Raw genomic sequence first — 10,656 nt, 5'->3', positions numbered from 1 at the left:
GGCGTTGGCTAATTGTTCCGGCGAGAACCTGCGTTCAAGAGATTGGATCACGTCTAGATTCCATGTTTTATCGTCTTGATTCCCGTCTAAAACTTGACCATAAATGGGCACCCTTCAGGGGGGCCCCAGCCCAAACTTAAAGGGATCTGATGTTTTCCTCAATGACAACCGACAACCCTCCAGCTCCACCGCAAAACAGGGTGCTGCTAGCCCAGCGGGAGGATTCACGGTGCGGATCACACACGATCAAGAACAGCCCCACAGACCACAAGAGGATAAACAGTAACACCATGGCTTTCAACTCCATTTAACTCTAAGAAAACTGACCATTTCCCAAGGCAGATTCTAAAAAGTGAAGGGTGTCTCTGGCTATTTGTTTCCGGTTAAAGATAATGCCCGCATGACCACAGCGATACACCAGACGCCTTGGTTTTCCCCAAGCCAACCATAGCCGCTCTGCATCTTCATTCATGACATACTGGTCATGCTTTCCACTGATCAACAGGATTCTTTTTTTGGGAAGAAGCGGTGATTGGCAATCTGTGCGCAAGATAGACCATTTACGGCAAAGATGTTCATAGGTATAACCGTGTTGCTCAAAATCTCGTTTAATATATTTGCCCACAGGGGTATGCCATATGGCGTAGGCCAAATCATTGACATACATCACAGACACTAGTGCGTCAATCTCTTGTTCATACAAGCTGGTCAGGTTGGCCACGTACCCGCCCAGGCTCACGCCAATCAGAACCACTTGTCCTCCTATGTTCTGTCTTAGCCATTGGATGAGAGTCCGAATCTCCAGCACCGCTTGCCTTACTGCGGTCACTGTCCGTCCCACATTGGCACTGATCATATATTCCCCGCTGTATAATCCTCCGACCGTACGTTCAAAGTGATAGGGAAGGGTGGGAAAATAGACATGATATCCTTCTTTCAACATGGGGTTTAGATATATTTTTTTAAACTTATCTAGGTGATCCGAGCGCCAGCCATGAATAATAATCACATGAGCCGGTGAAGAAATCTGTTTGGCTTTGCTTCTATCACTGAGATAATAGATGCCGCTGGCCGTGTCATTCTCTTGGTCTCCCGACTGAACAGGGCTCTCAAAGGTGAAACGCCCCGTGGAGCCAAGCTTCACGCCGCTAGACAATGTGAGATCAGGAAGGGTGTCAAGCTTAAAAAAAGAGGCTTGCTTCTCTACAGCTGTATCCAAAGCGTAATCATCATGAAATTGAGGATAAAGACTTCTTTTACGATGAAGTAGAAACAAGCCCATTTTATCAATGAACATACTTAGCCATTTACCCATACTGAAGCTCCTATTAACAAAAGATTTAGTATAACCGTCCTGGGTATGTTTATGGATATTCTACAGCATACATTATCCGATTTTCAATATTAATCCATGGAAGAAGTAACCAAATAGGAATCGATCAACCCTAGTCATCCCAGCCTCTCCAGCAAGTCAATTCCGAAGGCAGAACCCACGGACAAAACCACTGCCCAAATGGCCAAGCTAAGTCCCATCCACAACAAAATATATTATTTTCTGACACCAAACATCACTGCAATCACCGCCGCTAAATGAATACCGGTCACAAGCGGACCAAGCAGAGCCAATCCCGGTGTGCCGTATCGTTCGAAAATGCGCTGTGCCCTGGCCCTGCGCTTGCCGCCCATCTCAGTGTCTGACTCCGTTTCACTCTGTCGACGTTTGGCACGCCACGCCTTCCAGCGTTCATACAATAAAACGATAACCACAACCGGCAGATAGTTGCCAACAAACGAAACAACACCCACCCCCAGAGGAGACAGGCCCACCACCATAATGGCGATGGGAATGACCACCGCGATTTCAATCCAAGGGGTGGCAGACAGCAGAAACACCATGATGTATTGCCACTCTTCAATCCATTCTGTCACGATGATGGCTCCCTCCTTCTATCAATAAAGCCAGTATTTCTTCCAGTTCCAAGGACTCTATCCTGATAATGGGACATTGCTGGGCGTCCAGAAATGCACGGGTTGCCTCCACATCGGAGGTCACTAATCTGCATAATCCTCCTTGTTGTTCTACTTTGTGCACAGCAGGCAACTCAGCAGGCAAGGGTTGCCCTTGACTGATCCACACAGCTTTGTAGCTGGTCAGCAACCGGTCTTTTTCATATACACCTATCTGTTTTCCCCTGGACATTAAGAAAATGTAATCAGCCAACTGTTTGACTTCCTGGGGTTGATGAGTGGCCAACAAGATGCTTCTCTGTCCAGCTTCCATATAACGAACCAATCCTTCATAAACGGCAGGTAAACTAAACATATCCACTCCGGCCGATGGTTCATCAAGGAGTAACAGGTCACCATTTACACCCAGTGCCAGGGCAAAAGCGAACTTTCTTTGCAACCCTTTAGATAAGTTTTTATAGATCATCTGCGGAGCAATCTCGAACGTGTTCAGCCAATGTTCCACTTCCGCCGCTTGCCAGCGGGGATACCAGCGTTTCGTCCACTTGACAATGTCTTGCACTTTCATCCCTTCACATCCGGACATATCCTGTGGCACATAGCCAATTCGTTGTTTGATGACCACTTCATGCTCCGGGTAGTGTAAGCCAAACAGGGAGATTTCCCCTTGATCAGGATGGAGCAAATGGAGTAAGAGCTTGAACAAGGAACTTTTTCCCGCCCCATTTGGACCGACCACGGCCACAATACTGCCCGGCTCAATCTGAAACTGAACAGGTCCCAGGGTAAAATGACCCATTTCTTTTTGTAATCCTGCAATTTTTACCAGAGGTTTAGCCATAATGATCATTCCCCTTTCTGATTGGCTAGCTCCTGTAACACTTGTTCAAAAATATGCCGCAGTTCAGTGATATCCAAATCCAGCTGCAGGCCTGTATTGACCGCTTGGCGAAAGGCTTCATAGACTGTTTCATTTTTCATGTGCAAACGCTGAACATCCCCAACAGCGGATACAAAGGTGCCTTTGCCCTGGCTTGTTTTGATCAACCCCTCGTTCTCCAAGTTTTGATAAGCCCGTCGGGTGGTGATCACACTGCAAGACAGATCCGCTGCTAAGGCACGGATAGAAGGCAGTGGTGTCCCCGCAGGCAATTGTCCGCCAACAATCAACGCTTTAATCTGCCGTTCAATTTGATGGTACAATGGTTCTTTGCTGTCAGGATCAATACAAATGGGGATGCGCATTGCCCCACCTCCTTTGTGCTATATCCTTACACCAGAAGATCCGTCTTGCACATCAAGCGGTGCAAGTACCAGCAGCCCAGCAATACACTCACAGCAGCCCCCACCAGAAAGGCACAGGGGGCCAAAACGGGATGGTGAAGGGACACATAGATCGTCCATTGTACTAAGCCCATGCCCAGAAGCCACTCCATCAACACAGGAAAAAGCAGCAGGGCAGAATAAAAAAGCAATGAGTACACCACCACTTTGACAACAAACTTGTTGTCCCGGTAAACCAATTCACAGGCAGAATAAAGACTGCCAATGATCAGCCCAATGGACATCCAAACCAAGACCAATGAAAGATGGTTCATTCCTGACGATTTCCAATCAATGGTATGCAGCCAGATGAGCAGCAAAATAAACAACAAACTGACAAAGATCAGGACGTGGACCACAAGAAAAACATACCGGCTGGCCGCCAGTGTGCGCAAAGAAACAGGTAAGGGCCGTAAAAAGATAAACAATCGTGACCCGACAAACACATTTTTCTTCAGCCACACAAAATATTCCTGGGCCGGACGGAACATGAACGGTAACAACGGGAGCAAATAAAGAAAGAGCAAATCGAGCAGATAAGTAACTTTAATGAACCCAAAAAGATAATGATCCCCGGCAAGTATGCTCTCCAACAACCAGGCAATCCAAAAAGAGAGACCAATCACCACAAACGCTGTCTTAAGATAGTATCGCCAACCTAATAATTTTAGTTCCTGAAAAACAATCCACCAGGCATCCTTATTGACCAACATGCCAATCCCCTCTCTCACTTACTGATTTGCATCTCTATAGTGTACTGTTATTGTGTTTATGTGTATATAATAATATACACAGTTGAGCCAAGTCAATCCCCATATTTAGAGACAATCTCATCCTAAAAGCTCCCTGACAACACTGCAGGCACCGTCCCTATGAAACTGTGCCTGCCAATTCAGTGCCTTTTAATTTTGGAGCAGCTATTTGTATATGAGCAGTTTATGCTGCGCTTTTCTGCTATGCTCTTCCCGCAGGGGACGAAGCCTGTTCCCCTTGAGAAGGAAGATTTGGTGTGTACCACGTTTTAATTGTCTGGTCAGCAGGCAGCAGGATAGCTAACAGTCCCACAAGCGGCAGACAGGCGACCCCTATCATGGTCAGCCGCAAACCGGTTAAATCAGCCAGCCAGCCCAGTGCAACGGATCCGATCGCCCCCATACCAAAGGCCAGACCAACAATTAATCCGGACACCATACCTATTTTCCCGGGTAATAACTCCTGGGCATAGACAACGACTACGGCAAAACTGGATAAGATAATAAACCCAATCAAGGTCATCAGTACATAGGCCATGAGTGGTCCGGCGTGGGGCAGCCACAACGCCAGCGGGGCACTGCCCACCATAGAGAAAAAGAGGATATTCCGTTTGCCAAAACGGTCGGCCAGTGGTCCACCGGCAAAAGTGCCAATAGCCCCGGCCGCCAGAAAAAGAAAAATGTACACCTGAGACTGGCGAATCGTTAACTGATACTGCTCAATCAAGTAAAAGGCATAGAAATTGGTGATCGCCGCATGGTACCAAGAGCGGGCAAAAACAAGAAAAACCAGCAAACACAGGGCAAAGCCAATGGTGTAACCCCCCACTTTAACCTGATTGACCGTTTGCCTGCTCTTCTTCTTCCTGCCCTCCTGCAACTGCGTACGGTACCAACTGGCAATATATAGGAGCAAGGCAATGGCAATCAAAGTGACAATGGTGAACCAAATGGCACCAAATTGTCCTAGCGGAACCAAAATAAGGGCTGTGATGAGAGGCGCCATCGCCTGCCCTGTATTGCCCCCCACCTGATAAATGGACTGGGCCAATCCCCTCCGGTTACCCGCTGCCATATAGGCCACCCGGGAGCCTTCCGGGTGAAAAGTCGCAGAACCCAGACCGATTAATAGAGCTGATAACAGGGCGTACCAAAAACTCGGTGCCACAGCAATGCCGATGATACCCACAAGAGTAAAGCACAATCCGATTGGTAACGCAAAAGGAGAGGGGCGCTTATCTGTCAACCAGCCCACAACCGGCTGCATGATAGATGAGGTCATATTGAGTGCAAAAGCAATAATACCCAATTGTAAAAAAGTCAATCCCATGGACTGTTCCAAAATCGGAAACATGGCCGGAATAACAGATTGGATGGCATCAGTAAGCAAATGAACAAAACCGATAATAAGCAGAATGGGATAGATGGTTTGAGTGGCATTGTTGTTTGTCATGGCCAAACACCTCTGCAAAGTGGAGGGGCCTTCAACCGGTCCACGGGAAGGCCCTTCCGGAGTTAGCTTATATGTAGCTGCTCACATGAAAAAATGTTCTTAACATTTGAGTATACCATATCATTTGGCTAAAAACCATGTGTTCACTCCCAACTGATATCAAATTGAAAAGGATGTATGTTGCCTCCTGATCGGATAACAAAACTTAACAAAAACAAATGAAACTTGATAAAAATATACAAAATATATTGACACTAAATACTAGACCATTTAAACTAGTCTTAAACTTTTTATCCAAAATTTATCACAAAACAGATAGAGGTGTGCCTCGGTGAGAAAAGAAAACCGGCCTTATACACCTGATGAGGTGGCCGAGTTGCTGCAAATCTCAAAACATACGGTCTATGAGTTAATTAAGCGCGGAGAATTGGCTGCTTTTCGCGTAGGGAATAAGATGCGTATCGAACCGCAGGATCTGGAAGCTTATAAAAGACAAACGAAAGTATCCGCTCCATCCTCTACAACCTCTTACTCAACGATAGAAAGCCGCAACGCCATCGTGCCTAGCTATCCCAGCCCCGCCTTACGCTTGGCGGGCAGTCATGATTTTCTCATTGAGCACATGACCCGCTTCATGAACGTAGCTACTCCTGCTCTGCTTTTGCACTCGTCCTACATCGGCAGTTTAGAAGGGTTAATGATGCTGTACCGGGGAGCAACAGATATAGCTGCCATACACCTAATAGATCCGGCCACAAGAGAATATAATCTGCCATTTATTCAACGGCTGTTTATCCATGAACCGATCACTGTGATGCGCTTAGCGGCACGCACCCAAGGATTTATTGTGGCCAAAAACAACCCCAAAAACATCACAACCTGGGAAGATTTGCAGAGAGAGGACGTGACCTTTGTCAACCGGCAGAAAGGATCTGGTACACGCTTGCTGTTAGATGCCCATTTGGCCGAACGAAAGATTGACCCGCAATCGATTCAGGGTTACGAACACGAAGAATGGAGCCATCTTGATACAGCGGCCTGGGTGGCCAGGGGAAGCGCGGATGTGGCCCTGGGGATCGAGGCAGCAGCGAGAAAAGTGGATCTCTCCTTCATCCCTGTGGCAACCGAATATTTTGATCTTGTTATACGCTGGACAGATGAGAACAAGGCTGCATTAACACGATTTTGCCAGATGGTGCGTTCCGCTGCTTTTAAAACAAGTCTCAAACAGCTTGAAGGCTACGATGATGAAGAACTCGGAAACATCATCTACGAAACTAAAAGCATATTAAATTAAAAGATAAAAGGAGATGTCGGACGATGAAAGTGCAACTATTAAGGTTGATGCTTTGGGGGACGATTCTGTTATTATTGCTGGCGGGATGTCAAACGAGCACAGATGATGCTGGAGACAAAGAGATGATTTTAGCGACGACAACCAGTACACAGGACAGCGGCCTGCTTGATGAGTTGCTTCCTCTGTTCGAGGAAAAAACAGGATACATAGTGAAAACCATTGCCGTAGGTACAGGACAAGCCTTAGCGATGGGAGAACAAGGGGAAGCCGATGCCCTCTTGACCCATGCTCCCGATGCCGAGCAGGAATTGGAACGCAGCGGAGATGTGATAAACCACAAGCGGGTCATGTATAATGATTTCATCATCATTGGGCCCGTTTCTGATCCGGCAGGCATCAAGGGGCTGCCTGTCGATACAGCGTTCAAGCAAATCGCTGATGCTAACGCCCTGTTCATTTCAAGGGGCGATGATTCCGGCACCCATAAAAAAGAACTGAGCATTTGGGAAAGCAGCGGTATTGACCCGCAGGACCAGGAGTGGTATGTGGAAACCGGCCAAGGAATGGGGGATACTTTGAATGTGGCTGCCGAACGGGAAGGATATACCTTAACAGACCGGGGCACCTACCTTGCCTTTAAGCACCTGTTGGACAACATGGAAGTCATGGTTGAAGGAGATGAATCGTTGCTCAACATTTACCATGTCATGCAGGTTAACCCGGAAAAATCGGAGATGATTAACAGTGAGGCAGCCGAAGCATTTGTTTCGTTTATGGTTTCGGAAGAGGTCCAGCACATCATCGCCTCTTTTGGCGTAGACACATACGGCGAACCGTTATTCTTCCCTTATGCAGAATGAAATAACCTGGTCGATGAGATAAATGATTCAGTCATGAATTGAAAGGCGCAAATGTCATATGCTGCTGAGAGGAGGCACGTATGGAGCTTGTCTGGGAAGGATTAAAGAGAGCCATTGAAATGCTCATCAGCGGTGATCCGGAAGTATTCCGAATCACCTGGCTGACACTGCGTGTTTCGTTGACTGCAACACTCATCAGCGTGATGTTGGGCCTTCCGCTGGGGGTCATTTTGGGCTTGGTCACCTTTCCGGGCCGCAAACTGGTTGTCACGCTCATTAATCTGGGAATGGGGCTGCCTCCGGTTGTGGCCGGGCTGTGGATCACGCTGCTCCTGTGGCGTTCGGGTCCCTTGGGCCACTACGCTCTGCTCTACACACCAACAGCCATCATTATGGCACAAGTGCTTGTGTCGCTGCCCATTATCATCGGTTTAACCACCGCTGCTTTTCAACAGATTGACCCCCGTTTGCGCCTGCAGATCAAAGCGTTGGGCGCCTCGAAATGGCAAAGTTTCCTCGTACTCCTGAGAGAAACACGCCTGGCCATTATGGCAGCGGTTATGGCCGGGCTGGGCCGGGTGCTGGCCGAAGTGGGCGCTTCCATGATGGTTGGCGGCAATATTAAAGGAGAAACACGCATTTTAACCACGGCGATGGTGATGGAAGTGTCCAAAGGAAACTTTGATATCGCCATCGCCCTGTCCTTTATCCTGATGACCTTAGCTTTTCTCATCACATTGGCGTTAACGCTGATGCAACAAAGGAAGCGATCGGCATGATTATTTATGAAATGAAGGATATTCATTATACAGTGCAGGAGAAGAAGCAGGCCAAAACCATCTTGCACGTTGAACATTTAAGCTTGAAAGAAGGGGAAATCCTTGGCATCATCGGTCCAAACGGGGCTGGAAAAAGCACGCTGCTGAAGGTAATGGCCTTATTAGATCCCCTTGCTTCCGGTTCGATCACTTACCGTGGACGAAAGATCAACCCCCATGCCGTACCATTAACGCTTCGTCACAAGATGGCCACCGTATTCCAACAATCTTTGCTATTGGATATGACGGTTTATCAAAACGTAGCTCTGGGATTAAAGTTCCGCAAAGTCAATAAACGAGAGCAACAAAGGCGGGTCGAAGAGTGGCTGAACCGTTTTGACATCGGGCATCTGGCCAAACAGCACGCCCATACCCTGTCAGGGGGTGAATCCCAGAGAGTGAGCCTGGCCCGGGCGCTGGTCTTACAGCCTGACATTTTATTTTTGGATGAACCGTTCTCTGCCCTTGATTTCCCAACCAAGGCAGCCTTGATGGAAGATTTGAAACAGGTCTTGCGCGAGACAAAGACGACCACCTTATTTGTCAGCCATGATTTAATGGAAGTGAAATATATGACCGACCGCCTGATCGTCTTGATCGATGGCCAAATCGCGCAAGCAGGCACCCCTGATACGGTCATCCAGTATCCCAATGAACGGACACAAGCGTTTCTCAATCAATGGCGCGCATTTGCTTCGCAGGGGTTCGCACTTTAAATATGAAAGAAACCACGATAAAAATCCAAGCCCAACATTATTTGGAGAAGTTTTACGGCGAGTTTGGCTTTAAAACCATATCGGAAACACAGTTAGCTACTGGGTAAAGCCCTTAACTGGAAAAAACAATCTATACAATTAATGAGTTAACCGGAGCCAATTTTCCAAGGCTCCGGTTTTGTTTGAGACAAATCTGTCCCGTCTCTTCAATCCCCTATATACGGGTCATACAGTTTCAACCGCAAATGATGTCACCACGCAGGATCACAACTCAAAACTGAAACATCTCAAACCAAACCATTCCTTTCCCAAACTTCTAATCCCCCTTCCATAAGAGTTGATCTTGTGGACTTACCCCCGAGAGTTTCAAGGGGCTTGTCCCCTCGGCTCCTGCCTATCCCAAAGAAAACATAAGCGCATAAACTACTAATGCTACATGACTAATTACGAAGTGTACCAGGAGGGATGGTCCATGTTTCATCTCACCCTTAACGAAACCGACCAGGAGTTAAAGATAACCATTATGCTGCCGGGCATAAACAAAGAGCAGGTTAAGGTATATCTTGAACCGCACGGCCTGCACCTTAGTGTGAACCATAGGGAAGAATCTGAGTTCTTACACCAGACGACAAGGCGTTATTTTTGGCAGCAATCCTATCGACGTATGGAGCGCTTTATCCCCTTGCCATTTCCCATTGAAAAAGAAAAGATTCAAGTTAACCATGACAACAACAGGTTAATCATTACGATCCCCAAAGCTCAAAACCGGAGCCGCCAAGACTGGAACAACGGCATAAACACCCCGAAGCTGCCTAAACCTGAAAACTGAGTCAACCTAAACAAAGGCCTAAACAAATGAAAGAAAAAAGTTGCCCATCACGGCAACTGTCAACAATGAATCACTCATATTCGATTAGATAAGTTCGATTAGATAAGGGCTTAATCAGGCTACTTTATCTGCTTGCTTTACAGCTTCTTTCTGCTCTTCTTCAGCAGCTGCAATTTCCAGATCTGCAATCTTGCGGAAATAGTGGTAAGTCACGAACACAAAGAAAATACCAGAGAAAATCCAAGCGCCTAAAAAGAGCCAAGCATCCATTTTTCTTAACCCTCCATGTCTCATAAGAATACACCCTGTACATCCCATTTTACCGAACAAGTTTTTGTTGGGCGCTGCCATTTATGACGAATCTGTTAATAAGATTTGAACATTTTGTGACAAACAGGTAAGATAAGAAATCCAGGAAACATGGAGGGCTTTGTTTCAATCTTCCACGTCTAGTTAACCAGCCTATTCATGTTGGCTGGACAACCAGATGCTTGCTAAAGAAACTGGTTACTTAAGCTTTGGCCAGCACTTTCTTAAACTCTTCGGTCAGCATGGGCACCACTTCAAACAAGTCGCCCACAATGCCGTAGTCAGCCACTTTAAAGATCTCGGCTTCCGGATCTTTATTAATAGCCACAAT

Annotated in this window: 13 protein-coding genes and 1 pseudogene; 5 read left to right on the top strand and 9 right to left on the bottom strand. The window is 47.0% G+C overall.

Annotated elements, in window-relative coordinates:
- Positions 1-136: 136 nt before the first annotated feature.
- From J2S00_RS19470 to J2S00_RS19440, 7 genes are all read right to left on the bottom strand, one after another.
- On the bottom strand, positions 137-307 hold the full coding sequence (locus tag J2S00_RS19470; protein ID WP_307343887.1) for a hypothetical protein: 171 nt from the start codon (positions 305-307) through the stop codon (positions 137-139).
- A gap of 6 nt (positions 308-313) precedes the next feature.
- The gene (locus tag J2S00_RS19465; RefSeq protein WP_307343884.1) at positions 314-1,315 is read right to left on the bottom strand and encodes an alpha/beta hydrolase; all 1,002 of its coding nucleotides are present in this window, start codon (positions 1,313-1,315) and stop codon (positions 314-316) included.
- A 233-nt stretch (positions 1,316-1,548) separates the two neighbouring features.
- A complete protein-coding gene (locus tag J2S00_RS19460) occupies positions 1,549-1,929 on the bottom strand; it encodes a small multi-drug export protein (protein WP_307343881.1) in 381 nt (126 codons plus the stop codon).
- Positions 1,913-2,809 (bottom strand): ATP-binding cassette domain-containing protein, encoded by an 897-nt coding sequence (locus J2S00_RS19455; RefSeq protein ID WP_307343878.1) that lies wholly within the window; start codon positions 2,807-2,809, stop codon positions 1,913-1,915. The genes J2S00_RS19460 and J2S00_RS19455 overlap by 17 nt, the downstream gene beginning before the upstream one ends.
- 5 nt (positions 2,810-2,814) lie before the next feature.
- Entirely contained in the window at positions 2,815-3,213 is a 399-nt protein-coding gene (locus J2S00_RS19450) for a GntR family transcriptional regulator (RefSeq protein WP_307343876.1), read from the bottom strand.
- 26 nt (positions 3,214-3,239) lie between these two features.
- A complete protein-coding gene (locus J2S00_RS19445) occupies positions 3,240-4,004 on the bottom strand; it encodes a hypothetical protein (RefSeq protein ID WP_307343873.1) in 765 nt (254 codons plus the stop codon).
- A gap of 241 nt (positions 4,005-4,245) precedes the next feature.
- A complete protein-coding gene (locus tag J2S00_RS19440) occupies positions 4,246-5,496 on the bottom strand; it encodes an MFS transporter (RefSeq protein ID WP_307343870.1) in 1,251 nt (416 codons plus the stop codon).
- Between the two features lie 331 nt (positions 5,497-5,827).
- Between J2S00_RS19440 and J2S00_RS19435 the strand changes: the two genes are divergently transcribed.
- The 5 genes from J2S00_RS19435 (at position 5,828) to J2S00_RS19415 (ending at position 10,016) form a co-directional block, all read left to right on the top strand.
- Complete coding sequence (locus J2S00_RS19435; protein WP_307343867.1) at positions 5,828-6,793, top strand: helix-turn-helix transcriptional regulator; 966 nt, start codon at positions 5,828-5,830, stop codon at positions 6,791-6,793.
- Positions 6,794-6,816: 23 nt separating this feature from the next.
- Entirely contained in the window at positions 6,817-7,653 is an 837-nt protein-coding gene (locus J2S00_RS19430) for an ABC transporter substrate-binding protein (protein ID WP_307343865.1), read from the top strand.
- A gap of 80 nt (positions 7,654-7,733) precedes the next feature.
- Entirely contained in the window at positions 7,734-8,432 is a 699-nt protein-coding gene (locus J2S00_RS19425) for an ABC transporter permease (RefSeq protein ID WP_307343863.1), read from the top strand.
- Entirely contained in the window at positions 8,429-9,187 is a 759-nt protein-coding gene (locus tag J2S00_RS19420) for an ABC transporter ATP-binding protein (RefSeq protein ID WP_307343862.1), read from the top strand. Before J2S00_RS19425 ends, J2S00_RS19420 begins: the two co-directional genes overlap by 4 nt.
- Positions 9,188-9,659: 472 nt before the next feature.
- The gene (locus J2S00_RS19415; protein WP_307343859.1) at positions 9,660-10,016 is read left to right on the top strand and encodes an Hsp20/alpha crystallin family protein; all 357 of its coding nucleotides are present in this window, start codon (positions 9,660-9,662) and stop codon (positions 10,014-10,016) included.
- A 114-nt stretch (positions 10,017-10,130) separates the two neighbouring features.
- Here J2S00_RS19415 and J2S00_RS19410 read toward each other — a convergent pair whose 3' ends face one another.
- Positions 10,131-10,367 (bottom strand): hypothetical protein, encoded by a 237-nt coding sequence (locus J2S00_RS19410; RefSeq protein ID WP_307343857.1) that lies wholly within the window; start codon positions 10,365-10,367, stop codon positions 10,131-10,133.
- 160 nt (positions 10,368-10,527) lie between these two features.
- Positions 10,528-10,656, bottom strand: a pseudogene (locus tag J2S00_RS19405) (electron transfer flavoprotein subunit alpha/FixB family protein); the annotation flags it as partial.

It is taken from the genome of Caldalkalibacillus uzonensis (genome assembly GCF_030814135.1).
Taxonomy (GTDB): domain Bacteria; phylum Bacillota; class Bacilli; order Caldalkalibacillales; family Caldalkalibacillaceae; genus Caldalkalibacillus; species Caldalkalibacillus uzonensis.
This window is presented reverse-complemented; position numbering and strand designations above follow the sequence as displayed.